The organism is Pseudarthrobacter sp. alpha12b (assembly GCF_054130495.1).
In genome coordinates this window covers 2,761,128-2,782,569 of record NZ_CP196746.1, presented here as the reverse complement: position 1 = coordinate 2,782,569, position 21,442 = coordinate 2,761,128, and the positions used below count along the sequence as shown (strand labels likewise).

Genomic DNA, 21,442 nt, shown 5'->3' with positions numbered 1-21,442 from the left:
CCATGAGCCGGATATTTGTTACCGGCGGCTCCGGCCGCCTGGGCCGCAGTGTGGTGGCCGGGCTCGCCCAGGCCGGCCACCAGGTGGTCTCCGTTGACCGCGACGCCTTGCCCGCTGAACTGCTGCCGGCCGGCGTCGTCCAGGAAACCGCTGACCTCCTGGCGCCGGGTGAGGCACTGCGGCTCCTTCGGGAGGCACGGCCCGACGCCGTGATCCACCTTGCGGCGATCGCGGTACCGTTCAGCGCGCCGGAGGACGTCATTTTCGGCACCAACACCCGGCTCGCCTTCGCCGTGGTCAGCGCCGCGACGGAGCTGGGGGTCCCCAAAATCGTCACCGCCAGCAGCCCCACCGTCCTTGGCTACGGATGCCCCGCAGGCTGGCTGCCGCCGTCGTTCCCCCTTGATGAGCGCACTCCGCCGAAGCCCTGGAACGCCTACGCACTGTCCAAGCACATCGCCGAACAGACCGTGCAGATGTTTGCGGCCGCCCAGGGGGAGAAGATCCGTTACGCGGCGTTCCGACCCTGCTTCGTGATCTCCCCTGAGGAGTGGGAAGGCGCCCCCACCCAGCAGGGGCACACCCTCGCCGAGCGCCTGGCCGATCCGGCACTCTCCGCGCCGGCTTTGTTCAACTACGTGGACGCCCGGGACGTGGCGGACTTCCTGGACCTGCTGCTGCGCAAGATGGAAGACATTCCCAACGGGGAAACCTTCTTCGTGGGGGCAGCCGACGCACTCGCAACGGCGCCGCTCGCGGAGCTCATGCCCAGGTTCCTGCCGGGAAGCGAGGCGCTGAGCTCCGGCCTCACAGGCACCAGCCCCGCCTTTTCCATTGCCAAGGCCCAGGAACTCCTGGGCTGGCAGCCCAAGCGCAGCTGGCGCACCGAACTGAAGTCCCACCACACCCTCAACGACGAGGCCACCGCCCTGGTTACCGCCGGCGGAGGCAAGGAGACACCATGAAATTCGACGGCGTACTGTTCTTCCCCGTCACACCGTTCACGGCCGAAGGCGCCGTTGACGTGGAACTGCTCAAGGAACACATCGGCTCCCGGCTGCCCTTCGGTCCCGGCGGCGTTTTCCCCGCCTGCGGCACCGGTGAATTCCATGCCCTCAGCATTGAGGAGGTCCGCACCGTGGTGGCGGCCGCCGTCGAAGTCGTGGCCGGGAAGGTTCCCGTGGTGGCAGGTGCCGGCGGCCCCCTGGGCCACGCCCTCGCCGCCGCCCGCGCCGCTGAGGAGGCCGGCGCCGACGCCCTCCTGGTGCTGCCGCCCTACCTGGTGACTGGTCCTGCCGACGGCCTGGTGGCCTACATCGAAGCCGTGGCCAATGCCAGCAGCCTGCCGGTCATCGTGTACCACCGGGGCAATGCAAAGTTCACTGCCGCATCAATGGTCAAGCTCGCCGCCAATCCCAAGGTCATCGGTTTCAAGGATGGCCTGGGCGATGTGGGCCTGGCCCAGGAAATCGTGTCCGCCGTCAAGGCAACCGGCCGGGAGGACTTTGCCTTCTTCAACGGCCTGCTCACCGCGGAACTGACCCAGGGTGCCTACCGCGGCCTGGGCATCCCGCTCTACTCCTCGGCGGCGTTCGCCATGGCGCCGGAAATCGCCAAGGCCTATTACGATGCCTATGCCGCGGGGGATGAGGACCGACGGAACGCCCTGCTCGAGGGCTTCTACGCACCCCTGGTCCGCCTTCGCGATCAAACTCCCGGGTTCGGCGTGTCCCTGATCAAGGCCGGTCTGAGGCTGGCTGGACTGCCGGTCGGTTCCGTCCGTCCGCCGCTGGTTGATCCCACGGAGGAACAGCTGGTGGAGCTCAAGGCCATCCTCGCCAAGGGCTACGAGCTGGCCGGCCGCTGATGAGCGCACCCGCGGCGGAAACCGTCCGCACCAGTCCGCGCATCACCGGCCTGAGCGCCCGGCTCCTCACGGTTCCGCTGCGCCGCAGCTGGGGCGTGGAGGCACCGGAGAACCACGTGATTGCCACCGAACTCCACACGGACGACGGCGGCACGGGCTTTGGTTTCTCCTGGACGCCCACCATCGGCCCCCAGGCGGTCAAGGCGCTGCTGGACTACGACGTCGCCCCGTTCGTGACCGGGCTTCCGGCCCATCCGGAAACTGTGTGGGATGCCCTGTGGAAGCGGCTGCACGAGGCCGGCGGCGGGGGACTCACCACCATCGCCATGGCAGGCCTGGACCTTGCCCTGTGGGACCTGCAGGCCCGCCGCGCCGGCACCTCGGTCACCGGCCTGCTGGGCCAGCGGCAGGAATCCGCCGAGGTCTATGGCTCCGGGGTGAACCTGCACTACACGCTTGACGAGCTGGTGGCGCAGGTTGAACGCTGGAGCGCCGCCGGCCACCAAGCAGTGAAGATCAAGGTGGGCAAAGCGGACCTCCGCGAGGATGCCGAGCGCGTCGCCGCGGTGCGCGCCGTCCTGGGCCCGGACCGCCGGCTCATGATTGATGCGAACCAGCGGTGGGACCTGCCCACCACCTTCCGGGCCCTGGACGTGCTGGCCGAATTCGGGCTGGAATGGCTGGAGGAACCCATCCGTGCGGACGACCTCTGGGCCTACCGGAGGCTCCGGAAGCACTCGCCGGTGCCCATCGCCCTTGGCGAAAACCTGCACACCATCTACCGGTTCCGCGATTTCATTGAAGCGGAGGCGGTGGACATCATCCAGCCCAACATCATCCGGGTAGGCGGCATAACCCCCTTCCGGCGGATCGTCGAGCTGGCACGGACCAACAGCATCAAGGTCATGCCGCACCTGCTGCCCGAACTGTCCGGGCAGCTGGCCCTGACCCTGGCGGAGCCCACCATGGTGGAGGACGTCGAGGAGGCGTCCTTCGAGCAGCTGGGCATCCTGGCCGGCCCGTCGCCGGTCCGGTTCAGCAACAGCAGGGTGACGCTGGCGGACCAGCCCGGGCTGGGATTCCGCTTCCGGGAGACGCTGTAACCATGAATTTCCGTACGACGACGAACAGGTACCTGACGTGACAACTGCAACGCTTTCCCTGACCGAGCTCACCGCTGCCGCAACACGGGCAGCCAGGATCTCCGCGGCTGCCCCGGACGCCGAACGTGCCGGGTGGCTAACCGCGGTAGCGGACGCCCTGGACGCCAACGTTGGTGAACTCGTGGACATCGCGGACGCCGAGACCAGCCTGGGGGCCCCGCGCCTGACCGGGGAGGTGGCCCGCACCACCGGGCAGCTGCGCCTGTTCGCCCGCGTGATCACCGAGGGCTCCTACCTTGAGGCCATCATCGACCACGCGGATCCGGGCGCCACCCCGCCAAGGCCTGACCTCCGGCGGATCCTCAAGCCCATCGGCCCTGTTGCGGTCTTCTCCGCCTCCAACTTCCCGTTCGCCTTCTCCGTGGCCGGCGGCGACACCGCCTCAGCCCTCGCCGTCGGCTGCTCCGTGATTGTCAAGGCACACTCCGGCCACCCCCGCCTCTCGGAGCGCACCGCCGAAATCGTAGCCGGGGCCCTCCGTGGCGCGGGCGCACCCGACGGCCTGTTCGCGCTGGTAAGCGGACGCGAAGTGGGCACGGCACTGGTCCAGGACCCCGCCATCAAGGCCGTAGGCTTCACCGGCTCCATCCCGGGTGGCCGTGCCCTGTTTGACCTTGCCACGTCACGGCCCGATCCCATCCCCTTCTACGGGGAACTGGGCAGCCTTAACCCAGTGGTCATCACCGCGGCGGCACTGCAGGCCCGCTCGGCGGAACTCGCTGCCGGGCTGGCCGGCTCCTTCACCCTTGGCGCCGGGCAGTTCTGCACCAAGCCGGGCCTGGTGTTCATCCCGGCAGGGACCGGGTTCGCCAAGGAGGTGGCCGGAGCCAGCAAGGACAAGCCGGCCCTGGGCATGCTGACCAGCCGCATCGCGGAAGCCTACCCCGACGGGCTGCGCAGCTTCGCGTCAGTTGAGGGCGTGGACGTGGTCAGCGGCACCATCGATCAGGACGCGGCCGCGAACGGCGCCGCGCCGGTGGTCTTCTCCACCAGTGCCGCCAAGGTCCTGGAGCGCCCGGAGCAGCTGCTGGAAGAATGCTTCGGACCCACCACCATCCTCATCGAGTACGCGGACCAGGCCGAACTGTCCGCCGTCCTGGCAAAGGTCCCGGGCAGCCTGACAGCAACCCTCCACAGCGAACAGGGCGAGGACATCGACGCCCTGGTGGAACAGCTTTCCGGACTCGCCGGACGTGTCCTGTTCGAAGGCTGGCCCACGGGCGTCGCCGTCAACTGGGCCCAGCAGCACGGCGGCCCCTACCCGGCCACCACCTCACTGTTCACGTCCGTGGGCGCCACGGCGGTCCGCAGGTTCCAGCGCCCAGTGGCCTACCAGGACGCCCCTGAGACGGTGCTGCACCCGGCCCTGCGCGAGGACAACCCGCTGCGCATCCCGCGCCGCGTGGACGGGGAACTGCAGCTTCCGTAGCAGGCAAACACGCAGAAGGCCCCGGGACGTCCGTCCCGGGGCCTCTTCTGTTCTCGGATGCATCCCTACAGCTGCAGCGTCAGCGGCCGTTCCAGCCCGTTCACGGTGGCCGCCGGCCAGCGCGGGTCCACGGTGAGGACGCGAAGCCCGGACCCGGTGAGCTGCACAGTGTCTTCGATCTTGACGCCGGGCCCGGAAGGGTTCCAGGTGAAGGCCTGGTCCAGGACCACGGTGTCGGTGACAGCTGCGGTGACCCGGGGATCCCTCCCCGCGTAGCCGGCCGGACCGCCCTGGTGGTGCTGCTCCCACTGGTCCGCCCCGAAACCGTGCCGCACGTAGGCCGCCTGGATCTCGGCGAAGACCATGTCCAACCGGGCGCCGGGAACCGTGGCGTCAAAGATGTCCGCTTCCACTGCGGCGATGCGGGCCTCGGCGTCGCGCTCTTCAGGAGTGCCGGCGTCGAACCTGACCCAGCGGGTGATGTTGGCAACCATGCCGTCGCGCCGGGCGCAGACCACGGCCATGGCACGCCGGCCGAGGGGGGAGTGGGTCGCCAGGGGGTGGCGGAACGTGCTGCGGGAACTGCCGTTGCACAGGAGCACCAGCGGTTCCGCGCCGGCGGCCACAACGCGCGCGGCCAGCGCCGAAACCAGGGCGAATTCCGTGGTGTCCGGACGGGCGGCGGTCAGGACATCCGTCATGATGCCGGCCAGTTCCGCGCCGAGCAGGGAATAGCGGGCGCTTTCCGCCGGGAGGAGCTGCTGGCGGGCGGCGCGCAGTTCAGCGGCAGCCTCTGTTTCGGCCAGGGGAGGCTGCCCGCCGTTGCCGACGGAGGCAGCGGCCTGGTGCAGGTTCCCGTACCAGGGGACAGTGTGCAGGTTGACGCCGAGAGGCAGTTCCTCGGCCGCGATCCTGCCGGCCTCGTTGTTGAAGGTCACCAGGTGGTCGCCGTCGCGGTCCACCAGCAGGGCGGCGATGGGATCGCCGGCCAGGCTGATGTGGACGCGGCTGCCGTCCAGGTACCAGGTCAGGGCAGTATTGGTGGTGAGGAGCAGCGAGTCGCGCCCCGCGGCATCCAGGATGTCCAGCACCCGCTGGCGCTTGACGGCCCGGTCCGCAGGTGACCCGGGAGCCACGCGGGCCTCCTGCGGTGGAGCGGCTGCGGTGGTTGTCTGGGTCATGAGGGGTCCCCCTGCTGGTTGATCAGTGCTTCGATGTCGGGTGTGGACAGGGTGCCGTCGGCCACAAAAACGGTAATGCTCCGGCGCACCGGGCTTTCGGGCCGGGCAATGACCGGGGCATCCCACGCCAGCGACTGGCCCACTCCCGGGTAGCCGTCCACGCGGACAAACCACGGGTCCGTGGAGCCTTCCGGGGCAACGAACACCAAGGTGGCCGGGCCGCCGTCGAACTTCCCCGACCAGGCGAGCCAGCGCGTCACGCTGCCGTGGGTCTCCGGCTCGCCGCGGCCGGCCGGCGTCCATACGGCAGCGTCCCCGCATGCGGGCAGGCGCCAGAAGAAGCCCCCATAGCCGCCTTCGAACCGGCCGTTGGATCCGGGACTGCCCAGGCTGACCGGCTTGTTGCCGGCAGGGGAAAGTGCGAAGTCCAGGGACAGCCGCCAAATGGAGGGCGCGACGCCGGACCATGCCCAGGTGCGTTCCTCCACAAGGATGGGGGCGCCGTCCGGGCCGTTCCAGCTCAGGGTCTCCTGGAGCCGGCCCTCCTGCCCGTCCACGGCGTCGGTCTGGTGTGATGTGGTGGCCCTGATGCTGCCGTGGTCCGGGCGCCAGACGTACTTCCCGGCCTCCCTGGTATACGTGCGGCCGCCCCAGAAGTTGACGCCGTCCACGTCCTGCAGGGCCACGCCGGCACCGAGATGCCACACGTGGTCCAGTGGCTGGTGGTCCGTCACCACGGTTCCGCCCAGGGTCCTGACGGGGTGCAGGTAGGGGCGCGGGGAGGAGACTGCGCGGATGCGGCTGCCGTCCAGGTAGTCCGCCACCGGCCGGCCGTCCAGGGTCAGCGTGCGGGCCGGCGGGAGGGCCCGGGCCCAGGGGACGCCGAGCTCGGCGAACGTGGCCTGGGCCTTGACAGCGCGTGCCGTGAGATCACTGATGCCATGGACCACCGGGTGCGAGTCGTCGCCCTCGCCTTCCCAGGAGATGAATTCATCATCGATCGCGGCGGGCGCGGGAGAGGTGCGGACAGCCTCCAGGACGGCGGTGAAGGCACCGGTGTCCTGGAGCGCGGAGAGCAGCGGAGCTCCGGTGGCGCGCGCGTCCAGCAGGTTCTCCAGCAGGTCGGTCCGGCCGTAGGTTTCCCGGCGCTCGCCGTCGGCGGTGGTGATGGCCACTTCATCCCGCGTGTAGGAGAGCGTGATGTCGCCCAGGGTTCCATGGACGGTGACGGTAGGGTCCAGTTGTTCAGGGGCGCAGAGCGTGAGGGCGCACAGCAGCGTGGTTCCCTGGGCAGTGCGGACCCGGAGCACCGAGGTGTCGTCGCTTTCGGTGCTGTTGGCGCGGTACAGGTCCGTTTCCACGGAGGCCACGTTCGCGAGGGTGTGGGCGCCGGCCAGGTGCAGGCCGGTGGCAACGGCATGGGCCAGCGCGTTGGTTGCCACACCGTCCACCACATCGGTGCCGTCCAGGCTGCGCTTCCCGGCCCAGCGCGAGCGCTTGAAATAGGCCTTGGTCCGCAGCCACTGGCCGGTGGCGCTGATGCCCAGGACGGTGCCTATCTCCCCGGCGGCCACCGTGTTTGCGATGGCCGGCAACGCATGGGATCCCAGGCTCTGGAAGCCCACCTGGACCAGGCGCCCGTTCTCACGGGCGGCCGCAAGGACCTCTTCGAACTGGGCCAGGGAAGCCACCGGCGGCTTCTCAACGTAGACGTCCATTCCGGCGGACAGGGCGGCGACGGCCAGCGGGGCGTGGGTTTGGATGGGCGTGGCAAGAATGACGACGTCGACACCCGGCTGTGCGGCCAGCAGCGCGTTCAGGTCCGGGAACACCGCCACCGAGCCGGCAAGGGTGCCGGCCTGCGGCGGGTTGGGATCGGCGACGGCCACCAGTTCCAGGGCACCGGCCGCCTCGAGCCGGGCCAGGTTGGCAAGGTGGCGCTCGCCGAAACCGTGCACGCCCACCAGGGCCACCCGCGGGATGGCAGTGGATGCGGCCTGCTGGTGCGTCGGTTCCGCGGCGGCGGAGTGCTGTGTGCTCACGTGGGTCCTTGGAGTGTGTTGTGAAGGGGCCGGAAGGCCAAGGCTTGCGACAGGAAGTCGAGGGCTTCGTCCTGCATGGGCGCGGTGAAGACATGCCCCCCGGGCCAGAGACTGCCCGTGTATCTGTCCGTACCCGCATGCAGGGATTCCAGCAGGCGGTGCGCCTGGCGCATACCATCTTCCGGAAAAAGTTCATCCGCCAGCGCGTACTGCACCAGGAACCGGGCGGCCGCAGACCTGCCGGTCAGCTCCGGCCAGTCTCCCAGCCTCCACAGCCCCGGCGTTTGCAGGAGCCAGGAGTGTGCGTCCAGGTAAGCGGGGAGGAGGGACTCGAAGGTGGTCATCATGCAGGTCACCACCGCCGCCCGGATGCGGGGGCTGAGGGCTGCGAGGGCAAGCGACCTGCCACCGCCGCCGGAGAATCCGATGCACCCCAGGCTGTCCTGGTCGACGTCCGGCAGGGCTGCCAGCACCTCCAGGGCGGCGAGGTCGTCGTAGGCCACCATGCCGGCCAGGCTGGTGCCCAGCAGGCCCGCGGCCTTGGCAATGGTGTCCTCGTGGAAGCCGGCGGCGGCGTTGTATTCGTCCGCCTCGGTGGGTACGACGCCGTCCTGCCGCCACTGCGCCTGCCTCGCCCCTGTGGCCGCGGCGGTCCGCCACGGCGGAGTTGAAAGGTCGAATTTGCGGCTGCCCCAGGCGAACGCGTCGTGGGCCAGGACCGCGAACCCGCGGCGGGCGATGTCCGTGGCCAGGGCCCGCCCGTCATAGTGGCCTGCGCGGGCGGCGGCCGCCGACGGGTGGGGGTCCGGAAGTTCCACCAACCGGTCCGCGCCGCCGAACTTGTTGCCGCCATGGCAGTGAAGTGCCAGGACGCCCGGCAGCCGGCCGGAACTTCCAGCCGGCCTGACCAGCCAACCCGTAGTCCGCGGCCCGAAGCCCAACTGCCAGCTCAGCTGGGAGGTGGTGGCGCCGTCGTACGTTTCTTCCCAGTGCACCGCCACCTCCGGTGGAGTACCCGCGCCCGGTATACCCAGGGCGTCCGAAAGTTCCTGCGCCGGGCCTGTTGGGGCCTGGTGCCGGGGGTTCTCCCGGACGTAGGCAGGCCAGTCGTCATAACCTGGGATGGCGCTGGGCCTTGGTGCTGGAGCCATCTGGCCTGCCTCCTTTCGGTGGGGGTCTGCCTGCTGCCGCGGGGTGTCCGGTTAGCCGAGGTTCTGGTTGACTTCGGAAATCATGCCCTTGGCTGCATCGCGCGGGGAGATCTTTCCGAAGAGTACATCCGTGTTGTATCGGTTCAGGACTTCCATGGTTGCCGAGGATCCTGCCGGGAACGGCTTGGGCGCCTGTACCTTCAGGGCGGCGATGCGGTCCAGGTACGCTGCTTCCTTTTGCTGGGTTTCCTTCAGCAGGGGAGTGATGCCGGCCTTGAGTTCGGTGTTGGCGGGCATGCCCCGGTCGCTCTTGATCTTGGACGCTGCGTCCATGTTATTGACCAGGTAGTTGATGAAGAGGGCCGCTTCCTTGGGCTGCTTGGACTTGGACGAGATGGCGTATTCCATGGAGGACCGCAGCCAGGCGCCCGGCTTGCTGCTTTCGCCCGGCAGCTTTGCCATGACCAGCGGCGCGCCGGAGTAGGACGTCATCTGGTTGCTCCAGGAGATCTTCATGCCCTGCTTTCCCTGTCCCATCAGGGTCATTTCCGGCTGTGCGGAGCCGTCTTCCACGGTCTGGGATGCGGAGGGGGCGCCACCTGTATCCATCAGCTTCTTGTTGAGCTCGAACCAGCGGGCCAGGGTGTCCTCGCTGATGCCCATCTTCTTTCCGTCGTCAGTGTAGAGGACCTCGCCGTTCTGCCGGGCCCAGACGGCAAGGAAGGAATCATTGGCCATGGGGGTGGTGCCGAACGTTCCGGCCGGGGACTTCTGGGTGATCTGGGCCGCGATCCTCGCGTAATCGTCCCAGGTCCACTTCTCGTCATCCGGCATGGCGACGCCTGCGGCTTCGAAAACCTTGGGGTCGAGGACCATCGACATGGAATTCACGCCTGCGGTGATGGTGTACTGCTTGCCGCCGATCTTGCCCAGGTCCACCGTGCCTTCTGCGAACTTCGAGGTGTCGATCTGATCCTTGACCTTGTCCAGGTCCAACAGGACGCCGCGGCTGGCGTACTCGCTGGGGTAGGCGCCGCTCATGGCGATGACATCCGGCGTTGTTCCACCCGCAATTTGGGTGGCCATCTTGTCCCAGTAGGAGCTGTACTCGGTGTTTTCGCCCTGGACCTTGATGGTGGGGTTGGCGGCTTCGAAGGCTTTGATGACCTCCATGGTGGTTTTGGCCCTGGAGTCATTGCCCCACCATGCGAACCGGATGGTTACCGGATCTTCGGCCGTCCCCACTTTTCCGGCCTGCGGGCTGTTACCGCAGCCGGTAAGTGCAATAGCAAGTGCGGCCACGGCGCCGGTGACGCCCATGACTGATTTTCTGAGACCAAACTTCATTGTTGTGCCCCTCGGCTTCTGGTTTTGGTTGGCGTGACGTGGATGGCAGAAAACGTTTTCTCAAAAACTAACAAAGGGCTATACAGGAGTCAAGAAAACGTTTACTTTGGTACGGAGCCGCATTTTCGATGGCACCCGCGGCGCCGGAACCCCTGCAGCCCCTACAGGCAGCAGCCCACCGTGCCGGAGGTGCCGGATCCCCATCGCCTGGCGATGACCGCAACGTGGAGGCCACGATGACCAAAGGAGACCACATGGCCGCAAAACACATCCCCAGGACGCAGCGTCCGGCCCAGGTGCCGGGCCCAGTGTGCCTGGCGTCCCGGACGGAGCAGCTCCTGTGAGCGCCATCAGCGAGCTCAGCTCCATCACCCGGCGGAAGGGCAAAGTCACCGCCGCGGAGAAAAAGGCGAACAGGCGGGACAACAAGGCCGCCTATATCTTCCTGCTGCCGTGGCTGGTTGGCCTGGTGGCCATCACCATCGGTCCCATGCTGATGTCCCTTTACCTGTCCTTTACGGACTACAACCTGCTCCAGCCGCCGGAATGGACGGGGCTGGACAACTTCACCCGGATGCTCAGTGACGCCCGGCTGCACAACTCGCTGCGGGTGACCTTCACCTATGTCTTCATCGGCGTGCCACTGCAGCTCGGCGTTGCACTGCTCATTGCGCTCGTGCTGGACAAGGGGCTTCGCGGCCTTCCGTTCTACCGTTCGGTGTTCTACTTGCCGTCCCTCCTGGGCGGATCCGTTGCCGTTGCCATCCTTTGGAAGCAGATCTTCGGAACCACGGGCCTGGTCAACCAGGTCCTGGCCATGTTCGGGATCCAGGGCCCGGGCTGGATCTCGGACCCCAGCACCGCCTTGGGTTCGATCATCCTGCTGCACGTGTGGACGTTCGGCGCACCCATGATCATCTTCCTGGCGGGCCTGCGGCAGATCCCCACCATGTACTACGAGGCCGCCAAGGTGGATGGCGCCAGCACGCTCCAGCAGTTCTGGCGGATCACCCTGCCGATGCTGAGCCCGATCATCTTCTTCAACCTGGTGCTGCAGATCATCGGTTCCTTCCAGTCGTTCACCCAGGCGTTCATCGTCTCGGGCGGCAATGGCGGGCCTTCGGACTCAACCATGTTCTTCACCCTGTACCTCTACCAAAAGGGCTTCGGCCAGTTCGATATGGGCTATGCGTCCGCCATGGCCTGGGTGCTGCTGCTCATCATCGGCGTATTCACCGCCATCAACTTCATCGCTTCTAAGTATTGGGTTTTCTATGACGACTAAGCTTGAGACGCTGCCGAGCCCGGAGAAGAAGTCCGCAGGTGCCGGCAAGCCTACGAACCGCAAGCCCAGGGTCCGCGAGTCCCGGGGAACCCTGGCCTTCAGCCGGGCCCAGCGCGGCAAATCGCTGGTGAAGCACGGCATCCTGATCCTTGCCGGCGCGCTGATGATCTATCCGCTGCTGTGGATGGTGGTGTCCTCGCTGCGTCCGAACGAGATGATCTTCCGGGAGCCGGGCCTTTGGCTCAACAGCCTGGAAATGAGCAACTACACCTCCGGCTGGTCAGCGCTGACCCACCCCTTCGGCCACTACATGCTGAACTCGGCCATCGTGGTGATCGGCTCCATCCTCGGGAACCTGGTTTCCTGCTCCATGGCCGCCTACGCCTTTGCCCGGCTGCAGTTCACGGGCAAGAAATTGTTCTTCGGCATCATGCTGCTGACCATCATGCTGCCGTTCCACGTGGTGATCGTTCCGCAGTACATCCTGTTCTCGCAGATCGGCTGGGTGAACACCTTCTGGCCGCTGCTGGTGCCCAAACTGCTGGCCACCGACGCGTTCTTCGTCTTCCTCATGGTGCAGTTCATCCGCGGCATCCCGCGCGAACTCGATGAAGCCGCAAGAATCGATGGTGCCGGACACCCGCGCATCTTCCTGCGGGTCATCCTGCCGCTGATGGTGCCGGCCCTGGCCACCACCACCATCTTCACCTTCATCTGGACCTGGAACGACTTCTTCGGGGCTCTGATCTACCTCACGGATCCGGACATGTTCACGGTTCCGGTGGCGCTGCGGGCCTTCGTGGATTCGCAGTCGGCCACGAGCTGGGGCTCCCTGTTCGCCATGTCCATCGTTTCGCTGCTGCCGGTTTTCCTGGTCTTCCTCTTCGGCCAGCGGTTCCTCATCAAGGGCATCGCCACCACCGGTATCAAATAACCCTCAAGCAGCATCCTCTTCCGAACGGCCCGCCCTGGTGGCGGGCCGTTCGCCGTTGCCGGCCAACCATCCTCCAACTGCCACGCCAGACATCTTGTATTACAAGTTGCGTACTTGTAGTATCTGTAGCAGGAAGCGCTTTCAAGGATTCCCCTTCAAGGATTCACAGCCAGCCCTTTGGCCGCTGTCCCGCCGACAAGTTCCCCTCAATCGAATACCTCCAACACCCGCACCTGGATCAAAGAAGATCGGAGTACACAGTGCCGCTTTTTCCCCGTCCTGCGTCTGCTGCCAAGCAGCCTGCAGGGGCACCCACTTCAGGCGCCAGCCGCGCGCCCCGTATTGGCCGAACCCGTAAAGCCGGCGCCGTTGCCGCCGCGATAGCCGCCGTTATGGCCCTCAGCGCCTGCGGTGGGGGAGCAGCCCCGCAGAATGCGGACGGCACGGTCGAGCTCCGCTTCTCGTGGTGGGGCGGCGACAAGCGCGCCCAGTTGACGCAGGAAGCAATCAAACAGTTCGAGGCCGAAAATCCCAAGATCAAGATCAAGCCGGAGTTCGGGGACTGGAGCGGCTACTGGGACAAGTTGGCCACGCAGGTGGCAGCCAATGATGCCCCTGACATCATCCAGATGGACGAAAAGTACATTACCGAGTACTCCAGCCGCGGTGCCCTTCTCGATCTGTCCAAGTACGACATCGACACTTCCAAGCTGGACGAGGCAGCACTGAACGCCGGCAAGGGCGAAAAGGGGCTGACAGGTATCGCCGCGGGCATCAACGCCGCCACCATTCTGGCCAACCCCGCCGTCTTCCAGGCTGCAGGAGTCCCGCTCCCGGACGACACCAAATGGACCTGGGACGACTTTGGCCGCATTGCCGCCGAGATCACCGCCAAGTCTCCCAAGGGAACCTATGGTGCTGCAGCCTATGGAACTGACGAGGCCTCGCTGGGGGTCTGGCTCAGGCAGAACGGCAAGTCGCTGTACACGTCCGACGGCAAGCTGGGCTTCGAGCCGGGCGACATTGCCGAGTGGTGGGCTTTTCTGAAGCAGCTGAGCCAAAAGAAGGCAGTGCCAACCGCCTCCGAGGTGGTGGAGGCCGAGGCTGCACCGCTTGACCAGAGCGGACTGGCGACGGGCAAGAACGGCATGGCCTTCTGGTGGTCCAACCAGGCGCCGGCCCTGGAAAAGGCGAGCGGCGGGGACCTGAAGATCCTGCGGTTCCCCACCAAGACCGGATCGGCCGCTGACACTGAGCTTTGGTACAAGGCCTCACAGTTCTGGTCAGCATCATCGCGCACCAAGCACCCGCAGGAAACTGCCAAGTTCATCAACTTCCTGACCAACAACGTCAAGGCCGGCGAGGCCCTGCTCGCAGACCGCGGCGTCTACCCGAACTCCGACGTCCGGGCCGCCATCCAGCCGAAACTGACCCCGGCTGACGTCAAGGTGGTTAACTTCATCGACCAGATCAAGGACGAGCTCGGTGAGGCTCCGGCACCGCCGCCGAAGGGTGCCGGTGCCATCCAGGAAATCATCAAGCGGTACACCTCGGAAGTCCTCTTCGAGCGGCTGTCCCCGGAAGATGCCGGCAAGAAGGCGACCGATGAGATGAAGTCCTCTATCAGCAGCTAGTCTTCACCCCGCCAACACGGCTCCGGACAGTCCGGATGGATGCCTCCCCATCCAGACTGTCCGACGGCGTGTGGCAGCTCCGCCCCGGCGGGAACCAATGGTTCCTTCCGGGGCGGAGTTGTTTAAAGCGCAGATGCTGGGCTGCCTGGTGCGCGGGTGCTTCTCTGGAGCAGCAGCGTTCAAAGGAGCCACCCGTCCTATGGGACAGCTCGCTCCCTTGGCCGGGTCCGAAGTGCGTTCGGTCGTCGTTCCGGTTCAGCAGGCCGTTTGTCCGGCTCAGCGGGCAGGATCCGCCCCAGGACCTGGACGGAAAGGGCGCGCGCCGGAGGGCATGGTGGGGACGGCTGGCCGTGGAGAAGCCATTCCTTAGGCTGCCTGTCCATTCGCGTGCCGGGTAGTGGTGGTGCGGTGGAGTGGTAGGTGTGGCCCGTTGGGGTGGTGGTTGCCACGGTCTGGCGCGGGCCACGCACTGGTGCGGCTGTCCAGCCGGGTGTTTCTTTGGTGTGGTTGCAGGCTTCGCAGAGGCCTTGGCCGTTGGCGGCGTTTGTGGGTCCGCCGTCCGCCCATCCCAAGATGTGGTCGTGGTGCCGGATTGGGGCGTCGCAGTAGGGGGTGCGGCAGGTATCGTCCCGGATCTGGAGGAAGCGTTTCAGGTTCGGTGGGAAGATCCGGGCTTTGGAGTCCATCGCCGCGAGTTCCCCGGTGCCGGGGGCGGTGTAGAGGCGGCGGACCCACAGGCTCAGGTCGTTGCTCCCTGCATGGCTGAGGGCAATGTTCCGCGCCCAGGCGGCGGGGATGGTGCCGTAGCCGGGGAGCCTGGCGGGTTCGGAGTCGGCCTGCAGGAGGGTGCGGTCGGTCATGACGAGCTGGATTTCCACCCCGGTCACGCCACCCGGGGTCCCGGTGACGCGCTCGACGAGGGTGTCGGCCATGACCTGGCCCCGTGACCGCTCATCCCCGGCCGAGCGGGCGGTGTCGGCATCGCGTGACAAGGCGGCGTAGGCGGCCACGCCCTGGGCGACGGGGAGAAGTGCTGTCAGGTAGGTCATGGTGTCCGGTGCCGGGCGGAGGCTCACCGTCCGTTCCTCAACCGCCCGGGCCGCCCGCTTCGCCACGGCTGCTGGGTCGCGGCGGTACGCGGCAGCCCGGACGGCGGCGATGATGGCTCGGTCCCCAGCGCCGTTGAGGGTGCCGGTGTCGGCGGCGAGTTCCTCATCCACCCCGGCCCGGTCCTCGGGGGTGAGGCAGATGGTTTCCTTCACGATCAGAGTGGCCCGCCACTCATTAAGCTGACCACGCCTGAAGGCCGCGAACGTGTGCGGCATGCCTGTGAGAGTCTTGGCCATGCCCAGCAACCTTGCGCCCCTTGCCGGGGACTCCCGCCGCGCCAACGCGATCTGCGCCGCGACCCCGGCGCCCTGCTCACCGGCCGCGACCTGCTCACGCCGCTGGGACAGATCGAAAGCGACGCTGGTTTCGGCCTGCCGGGCGGCGGCCAACGATTTTAGTTCTTCGAGGCCGCGAATCTGATCGATCTTCCCGGTATCATTGCCGGCCATGGGAACAGACGCCAACAGCCTCAGGACATCGGCAACGGAAGGTGCAGCGGGCGGCATGGAAAGCGCATCACCGCCGAAGAGCGTCTGAGGCTCCGCCCCAACCGCACGACCTGTCTGAGCCGCCCCCAAAACCGCTTCCATAGCCAAAGTCTTCCACCAGGCACCGACAATCCCAGCCACCCAAAACCCCTATGTGGAAAACGGGCAAGGTACCCGCCACAGAGCGGTGACAAGGATCCTGTCCTGCCTCGAAGTCGTCCGCCGAGAGGCAAACGGCATGACGAAATGAACCTAGGGCCGGCCACGGGAAGGGGCCCGGACAATGCGCGCCCGTACAAAGCGGAACGGCGGCACCCAAGAAGGGCACCGCCGTCGAACACGTTGCGCAGGAGGAAGCGGGGGAGCAGGGGCGCTGAACCAGCCGACGCCCAACCCCGAGGCCTGACTAGCCTTCCGCGACGACCGCCACCCCGCCCGCCGGCACGGTGCCGGTAAACGTCCCACCGGTCAGCAGGTCGGTGCCGGTGGCGGAAACCGAGGCATCCGACCGCGTGTGGTTGATGGCGAACAGGTAGCCCTGCCCGTCGGCCGAGTGTCGGCGCACCAGCTCCACGCCGGGGTCGGCGGCGGCAACGGGAGAGACGCCGGACTCGGCAAGAAGCTTGTCCAAGAGGGCACCAATCCCGTCCGGGTCGGGGAACGTGGCCAGATACCAGGCTGCCCCGGTACCCACGGACCGGCGCGTGAGGGAAGGAACGCCTTCCAGCGGGTATTCGGTGAAGGTCTGCACCGCCTCCGCGCCGGCTAGATGCACGTGCTCGCTCCAGACCAAGGAAGCAGAACCGTCGCTCAGCTTCAGCTGGGACCCGGCCAGCAGCGGATGGAACTCCTCCACGCGCACCCCCAGGAGATCCCGAAAAGCTCCCGGGTAGCCGCCCAGCCGCACGTGGTCCTGCATATCCACAATCCCGCTGAAGTAGCTCACCAGCACCGTGGCGCCGGCAGCGGCTGCGGCAGCGATGTTGGCGGCGTTGTCATCGGACACGGCATACAGCGTGCAGACCAGCACCAGGTCGTACCCCTCCAGCGAAGCGGAAGGATGGACCAGGTCCACGGAAACCCTGCGGAGGAACAGGGCGCGGTGGAAGGCCCGCAGCAGGTCAAGGTACTTCACATCGATGCTGGGCTTCGAATCGATCTCGCTGGCCCACCACGCCTCGTAGTCGAAAACAATGGCGGCGCGCGACTGGACCCGGGAACCGCGCACGGGTTCAAGCTTTTTCAGGGCGGCACCGAGCTCCACCACCTCATGCCACACACGCGTGTCGCGTCCGCCGTGCGGCACCATGGCGGAATGGAACTTCTCGGACCCGGCGAAGCTCTGGCGCCACTGGAAGAACATGACGGCATCTGCCCCGCGCGCCACGTGCGCCAGGGAATTGCGCAGCATCTCGCCGGGCATCTTGGGCTGGTTGCGCGGCTGCCAGTTCACGGCCGACGTCGAATGTTCCATCAGGATCCACGGTTCGCCGCCCGCAATGCCCCGCGTGAGGTCCGCGCTGAATGCGAGTTCCACGTGCCGCTCGGCGTCGGCGGCCACCAGGTAGTGGTCATTGGCGATGACGTCCAGGTCCCTGGCCCAGTCGAAGTAGTCCATCGACTTGGTGGCACTCGACGCCATCAGGTTGGTGGTGCAGGGGATGTCCGGGGTCACCTCCCGCAGGATGGCCACCAGCTCCCGGTAGTAGTCCATCAGCGCCCAGGAGTTGAACCGCTGGAAGTCCAGCTGCTGTCCCGGGTTCAGGGTGGACGGCGCCACGGACGGCGGCAGGATTTCATCGAAGGAGCCATAGTTCTGGGACCAAAAGGCCGTGCCCCAGGAGGCATTGAGCGCATCAATGCTCCCGTACCGGCGCTCCAGCCAGGCGCGGAAAGCCGCGGCGTCCTCCTCGCCGTAGAACTCGGAGACATGGCAGCCCAGTTCGTTGTCCACATGCCACAGCGCCAGTGCGGGGTGGTCCTTGTAGCGTTCGGCGAGGGCGCGCGTAATCCCTGCGGCGTAGCGGCGGTAGACGGCCGACGACGGCGTGTAGTGCCGCCGTGAGCCCGGCCCCAGCACGGTTCCGTCAGCCGTGACCGGCAGTATTTCCGGATGCTTGCGGACCAGCCAGGCCGGGGGAGCGGCGGTGGCGGTGGCCAGGGCCACCTTCACGCCGATCCCGGCAAGGTTGTCCAGGACCTCATCCAGCCACCCGAAGTCGTACTGCCCCTCGGCCGGCTCCAGCAGGGCCCAGGAGAAGATCCCCACGCTGAGGAAGTTCACGCCCGCTTCCTGCATGAGGTCCAGATCCTCCAGCCGGACGCTCACCGGCCACTGCTCAGGGTTGTAGTCGCCACCGAAGGCGATGCCCTCAACTTTGTTCCAAATGCTGGACGGCGGGGTGGTTTCCTGCTCTGTCATGGGACTCCTTTGCCTGTGTGGTGCGGAAACTTGATCTGACATCAGACCTTTGGAAAACGCTTGCCCAATTTCGGGAATGCCGATATTGTATCGTTTCAGAAGCCGTGTAAGCCAGCTCACTACTCTCGTTGTAGACAGAGAAAAGGGCAACACATATGAGCAAGGAGGCTCCCGTGATCAACAGAAGGCATTTCCTCACAACCGTGGCCATCGGCACCGCATCTGCCGCAGCCCTCTCGGCATGTGGGAATGGATCCAGCACTTCCGGCCAGACCGGATCCGCCGAAAAACCCGTGACCATCAACTACACCTGGTGGGGCAACGACGACCGCGCCGAGCGCACCCGCAAGGCCATTGCCCTCTTCGAGTCCAAGAACCCGGACATCAAGGTCAACGGCAACTTCACCGACTTCGCCGGCTACTGGCAGAAGCGCGCCACTGAGGCCGCCGGCGGAGGTCTTCCGGACGTCATGCAGTGGGACCTGTCCTACCTGCGCGACTACGGCCAGCGCAACCAGCTCCTGGACCTGGGCACGGTCAAGATCAACACCGACGCCTTCGAAAAGTCCCTGCTGCCCTCGGGCCAGATCAAGGGCAAGCAGTATGGCATCCCGACGAGCACCAACGCCTTCGCCGTCTACTACGATCCAGCCAAGCTGGCCTCGTTGGGCATTGCGGAGCCGACGGGCAAGTGGACCTACAAGGACTTCAACGACTTCCTTGCCCAGGTGGGCACCAAGAGCAACGGCGCCCTCTACGGCGGCACCGACTACACGGGCGTCTGGTGGATGTTCAACATCTGGCTGCGCCAGAACAAGATCCAGGCCTTCACCTCCGACGGCAAGCTGGGCTTCACCAAGGACGACCTGAAGAAGTGGTGGAACCAGACCGCAAACCTGCGGGGCACGGGTGCCATCATTCCCGAGGACCGCGTAACCCAGCTGGCCCCGAAGTCACCGTTCGGCTCCAACGCCACTGCCACGGAAGTCACCTGGGACAACTTCATGGCCGGCTACCTTGGGGACAGCGGCGCCAAGGAACTCAAGCTCGCCCCGGTTCCCTCGGATGACCCGGACAACCTGGGCCTGTTCCTCAAGCCCTCCATGCTGATGGTGGCCAGCGCCAAGACCAAGTTCAAGGACGCGGCCGCCCGGTTCATCGACTTCATGGTGAACGACCCCGAGGTGGGCCAGATCTTCAAGACCTCCCGCGGCGTGCCCGCCTCCAAGACCCAGCGCGACGGCACCACCTTCGAAGGCACTGACAAGCTGGTGGTCGATTACGAGAAGTCCATCGAGAAGTACCTCAAGGACGCACCGGAGCCGCCCATCGTCGGTTTCGGCACGCTCGAAGCCTCCTTCAAACGCATCGCCTCGGACCTGAACTACGGCAAACTCACCATCGACGGTGCAACCGACGCCTGGTTCAAGGAAGCCGAAGACCTCATCAAGCAGAACGCCTGATCCGGCGCCATGCCCTCCCGCCCAGGTTCAACGACTGACGGAATGAACTCGTGACTCAAACCCCAACCCTGAGCAGGCGCCCGGCGTCGTCCGGGTCCCCGCTGCCGCGCAAATCGCGGCAGCGGGGCACGGACGCCCGTGCCGGCTACACCTTCCTGCTGCCCTGGCTGCTGGGATTCATTGCCCTCACGGTTGGGCCGATGATCTCCTCGCTGTACCTGTCCTTTACCAACTACAACCTGTTCGAGCCGCCCAAGTGGATTGGCCTGGACAACTACACCACCCTGTTCCAGGACGAGCGATTCCTGCAGTCCGTGGGCGTGACCGTGGGCTACGTGGTGTTCGGAACTCCGCTGAAGCTCGCGGCGGCACTGGCGGTGGCCATGCTGCTGAACAGCAAGCGCCGCGGCCAAGGGTTCTACCGCTCTGCCTTCTACGCCCCGTCCCTGATCGGCGCGTCAGTCTCCATCGCCATCGTCTGGAAGGCCATGTTCGGCGACTCCGGCCCCGTGGACCAGGGCCTGTCCTTCTTCGGGATCAACATCGGCGGCTGGGTGGGCAACCCGTCCATGACCATGCCGATGTTCATCCTCCTGACCGTGTGGCAGTTCGGCGCCCCGATGGTGATTTTCCTGGCCGGCCTCAAGCAGATCCCCGGTGAGCTGTACGAGGCAGCGTCGATGGACGGCGCCGGCCCGGTGCGGAAGTTCTTCAACATCACCTGGCCCATGCTTTCGCCGGTGATCTTCTTCAACCTGCTGATGGAAACCATCCACGCGTTCCAGATCTTCGCGTCGGCCTACATCATTTCCAACGGTGAAGGCGGCCCCGCCGGATCCACCCTCTTCTACACCCTCTACCTGTACCTGCGGGGCTTCAGCGACTTCCGGATGGGCTACGCCTCGGCCATGGCATGGCTGCTGGTGATCGTGGTGGGCATCATCACCCTGATCTTCTTCCGCACGTCCAAGTCCTGGGTCCACTACAGCGGTGATTCAAAATGACAACCACGGCAACGCCCACCCAGTCCACCCCGGACGCCACCGCCCAGGCCTACAACCCGAAATCCGAGTCGGTAGGCGCCAAGCGGGCCAAGAGCGCCATCTTCCACCTTGCGGCCCTCATCCTCACCGCCATCGTGCTCTATCCCGGCCTGTGGATGATCGCCTCGTCCTTCAAGCCCAACTCGGAAATCGGCGGCCAGAACACGTCGCTGTGGTCCAACAACTTCAGCTTCGACAACTTCGTCACGGCCATGGACGGGATCGGCGGGGTGTCCACCCTGCAGTTCTTCACCAACTCGCTGATCCTGGCCCTCGGCGCGGTGGTGGGGACCATCCTGTCCGCGAGCGTGTCGGCCTACGCCTTCGCGCGGATCAACTTCCCCGGCCGCAGCCTGTTCTTCGGCATGATGATCGCCACGCTGCTGCTGCCCTTCCACGTGGTGATCATTCCGCAGTACATCATCTTCCAGCAGTTGGGCCTGGTGGATACCTACGTGCCGCTGCTCATCGGCAAGTTCCTGGCCGGGGATGCGTTCTTCGTCTTCCTGATGGTCCAGTTCATGCGCGGCCTGCCCGCGGAACTGGATGAGGCCGCCAGGATCGACGGCGCCGGGCATGCGCGGATCTTCGGGTCCATCATGCTGCCGCTGATGAAGCCGGCCCTGATCTCCACCTCGATCTTCTCCTTCATCTGGAGCTGGAACGACTTCCTGGGCCCACTGCTGTACCTGAACACCCCCGAGAAGTACCCGCTGCCGCTGGCCCTGCGGCTCTTTGTGGACCAGACCCAGTCCTCGGACTACGGCGCCATGATCGCCATGTCCGTCCTGGCCCTGCTGCCCGTGCTGATCTTCTTCCTGATCTTCCAGCGGTACATCGTCGAAGGCGTCTCCACCCAGGGCCTCAAGGGCTAACGGAAAAG

16 protein-coding genes are annotated in these 21,442 nt (G+C 66.1%); 10 read left to right on the top strand and 6 right to left on the bottom strand.

Going from position 1 to position 21,442, the window contains the following annotated elements; all coding sequences use genetic code 11:
- The first annotated feature begins 2 nt into the window (after nt 1-2).
- The 4 genes from ACTAQI_RS12825 to ACTAQI_RS12810 are packed head-to-tail and all read left to right on the top strand — an operon-like array spanning nt 3 to nt 4,459.
- Nucleotides 3-965 (top strand): NAD-dependent epimerase/dehydratase family protein, encoded by a 963-nt coding sequence (locus ACTAQI_RS12825; RefSeq protein WP_457946354.1) that lies wholly within the window; start codon nt 3-5, stop codon nt 963-965.
- Nucleotides 962-1,867: a 5-dehydro-4-deoxyglucarate dehydratase gene (locus tag ACTAQI_RS12820; protein ID WP_457946353.1), complete on the top strand. Its 906-nt coding sequence runs from the start codon at nt 962-964 to the stop codon at nt 1,865-1,867. The genes ACTAQI_RS12825 and ACTAQI_RS12820 overlap by 4 nt, the downstream gene beginning before the upstream one ends.
- Nucleotides 1,867-2,970, top strand: coding sequence for a mandelate racemase/muconate lactonizing enzyme family protein (locus ACTAQI_RS12815; RefSeq protein WP_457946351.1), 1,104 nt, complete (start codon nt 1,867-1,869; stop codon nt 2,968-2,970). Before ACTAQI_RS12820 ends, ACTAQI_RS12815 begins: the two co-directional genes overlap by 1 nt.
- A 37-nt stretch (nt 2,971-3,007) precedes the next feature.
- On the top strand, nt 3,008-4,459 hold the full coding sequence (locus ACTAQI_RS12810; protein ID WP_457946350.1) for an aldehyde dehydrogenase (NADP(+)): 1,452 nt from the start codon (nt 3,008-3,010) through the stop codon (nt 4,457-4,459).
- Between the two features lie 65 nt (nt 4,460-4,524).
- Here ACTAQI_RS12810 and ACTAQI_RS12805 read toward each other — a convergent pair whose 3' ends face one another.
- Genes ACTAQI_RS12805 through ACTAQI_RS12790 form a run of 4 tightly spaced genes read right to left on the bottom strand, consistent with a single transcriptional unit; the run spans nt 4,525 to nt 10,180 of the window.
- A complete protein-coding gene (locus ACTAQI_RS12805) occupies nt 4,525-5,640 on the bottom strand; it encodes a M24 family metallopeptidase (protein ID WP_457946348.1) in 1,116 nt (371 codons plus the stop codon).
- A complete protein-coding gene (locus ACTAQI_RS12800; RefSeq protein WP_457946347.1) occupies nt 5,637-7,682 on the bottom strand; it encodes a DUF6807 family protein in 2,046 nt (681 codons plus the stop codon). The genes ACTAQI_RS12805 and ACTAQI_RS12800 overlap by 4 nt, the downstream gene beginning before the upstream one ends.
- Entirely contained in the window at nt 7,679-8,833 is a 1,155-nt protein-coding gene (locus ACTAQI_RS12795; RefSeq protein WP_457946345.1) for an acetylxylan esterase, read from the bottom strand. Before ACTAQI_RS12795 ends, ACTAQI_RS12800 begins: the two co-directional genes overlap by 4 nt.
- Before the next feature lie 51 nt (nt 8,834-8,884).
- On the bottom strand, nt 8,885-10,180 hold the full coding sequence (locus tag ACTAQI_RS12790; protein ID WP_457946343.1) for an ABC transporter substrate-binding protein: 1,296 nt from the start codon (nt 10,178-10,180) through the stop codon (nt 8,885-8,887).
- Nucleotides 10,181-10,520: 340 nt separating this feature from the next.
- On the opposite strand from ACTAQI_RS12790, the gene ACTAQI_RS12785 reads away from it, so the two are divergent.
- The 3 genes from ACTAQI_RS12785 (at nt 10,521) to ACTAQI_RS12775 (ending at nt 14,033) form a co-directional block, all read left to right on the top strand.
- Entirely contained in the window at nt 10,521-11,465 is a 945-nt protein-coding gene (locus ACTAQI_RS12785) for a carbohydrate ABC transporter permease (protein WP_457946342.1), read from the top strand.
- The gene (locus tag ACTAQI_RS12780) at nt 11,455-12,399 is read left to right on the top strand and encodes a carbohydrate ABC transporter permease (protein ID WP_457946340.1); all 945 of its coding nucleotides are present in this window, start codon (nt 11,455-11,457) and stop codon (nt 12,397-12,399) included. Before ACTAQI_RS12785 ends, ACTAQI_RS12780 begins: the two co-directional genes overlap by 11 nt.
- 260 nt (nt 12,400-12,659) lie before the next feature.
- Nucleotides 12,660-14,033, top strand: a complete 1,374-nt coding sequence (locus ACTAQI_RS12775) for an ABC transporter substrate-binding protein (protein WP_457946338.1) — start codon at nt 12,660-12,662, stop codon at nt 14,031-14,033.
- A gap of 197 nt (nt 14,034-14,230) precedes the next feature.
- Here ACTAQI_RS12775 and ACTAQI_RS12770 read toward each other — a convergent pair whose 3' ends face one another.
- Both ACTAQI_RS12770 and ACTAQI_RS12765 read right to left on the bottom strand, forming a co-directional pair.
- Nucleotides 14,231-15,592: an HNH endonuclease gene (locus ACTAQI_RS12770; protein ID WP_457946337.1), complete on the bottom strand. Its 1,362-nt coding sequence runs from the start codon at nt 15,590-15,592 to the stop codon at nt 14,231-14,233.
- A 445-nt stretch (nt 15,593-16,037) separates the two neighbouring features.
- Nucleotides 16,038-18,053: a beta-galactosidase gene (locus ACTAQI_RS12765; protein WP_457946335.1), complete on the bottom strand. Its 2,016-nt coding sequence runs from the start codon at nt 18,051-18,053 to the stop codon at nt 16,038-16,040.
- 173 nt (nt 18,054-18,226) lie between these two features.
- On the opposite strand from ACTAQI_RS12765, the gene ACTAQI_RS12760 reads away from it, so the two are divergent.
- The 3 genes from ACTAQI_RS12760 to ACTAQI_RS12750 are packed head-to-tail and all read left to right on the top strand — an operon-like array spanning nt 18,227 to nt 21,434.
- Nucleotides 18,227-19,516: an ABC transporter substrate-binding protein gene (locus ACTAQI_RS12760; RefSeq protein WP_457946333.1), complete on the top strand. Its 1,290-nt coding sequence runs from the start codon at nt 18,227-18,229 to the stop codon at nt 19,514-19,516.
- Between the two features lie 50 nt (nt 19,517-19,566).
- Complete coding sequence (locus ACTAQI_RS12755; RefSeq protein WP_457946331.1) at nt 19,567-20,520, top strand: carbohydrate ABC transporter permease; 954 nt, start codon at nt 19,567-19,569, stop codon at nt 20,518-20,520.
- Entirely contained in the window at nt 20,517-21,434 is a 918-nt protein-coding gene (locus ACTAQI_RS12750; protein ID WP_457946329.1) for a carbohydrate ABC transporter permease, read from the top strand. Before ACTAQI_RS12755 ends, ACTAQI_RS12750 begins: the two co-directional genes overlap by 4 nt.
- Nucleotides 21,435-21,442 lie beyond the last annotated feature (8 nt).

Coding starts and splice junctions, on each gene's coding strand:
- ACTAQI_RS12825 (WP_457946354.1), top strand. CDS start 3: ATGAGCCGGATATTTGTTACCGGCGGCTCCGGCCGCCTGGGCCGCAGT.
- ACTAQI_RS12820 (WP_457946353.1), top strand. CDS start 962: ATGAAATTCGACGGCGTACTGTTCTTCCCCGTCACACCGTTCACGGCC.
- ACTAQI_RS12815 (WP_457946351.1), top strand. CDS start 1,867: ATGAGCGCACCCGCGGCGGAAACCGTCCGCACCAGTCCGCGCATCACC.
- ACTAQI_RS12805 (WP_457946348.1), bottom strand. CDS start 5,640: ATGACCCAGACAACCACCGCAGCCGCTCCACCGCAGGAGGCCCGCGTG.
- ACTAQI_RS12795 (WP_457946345.1), bottom strand. CDS start 8,833: ATGGCTCCAGCACCAAGGCCCAGCGCCATCCCAGGTTATGACGACTGG.
- ACTAQI_RS12790 (WP_457946343.1), bottom strand. CDS start 10,180: ATGAAGTTTGGTCTCAGAAAATCAGTCATGGGCGTCACCGGCGCCGTG.
- ACTAQI_RS12780 (WP_457946340.1), top strand. CDS start 11,455: ATGACGACTAAGCTTGAGACGCTGCCGAGCCCGGAGAAGAAGTCCGCA.
- ACTAQI_RS12770 (WP_457946337.1), bottom strand. CDS start 15,592: ATGGCCGGCAATGATACCGGGAAGATCGATCAGATTCGCGGCCTCGAA.
- ACTAQI_RS12765 (WP_457946335.1), bottom strand. CDS start 18,053: ATGACAGAGCAGGAAACCACCCCGCCGTCCAGCATTTGGAACAAAGTT.
- ACTAQI_RS12750 (WP_457946329.1), top strand. CDS start 20,517: ATGACAACCACGGCAACGCCCACCCAGTCCACCCCGGACGCCACCGCC.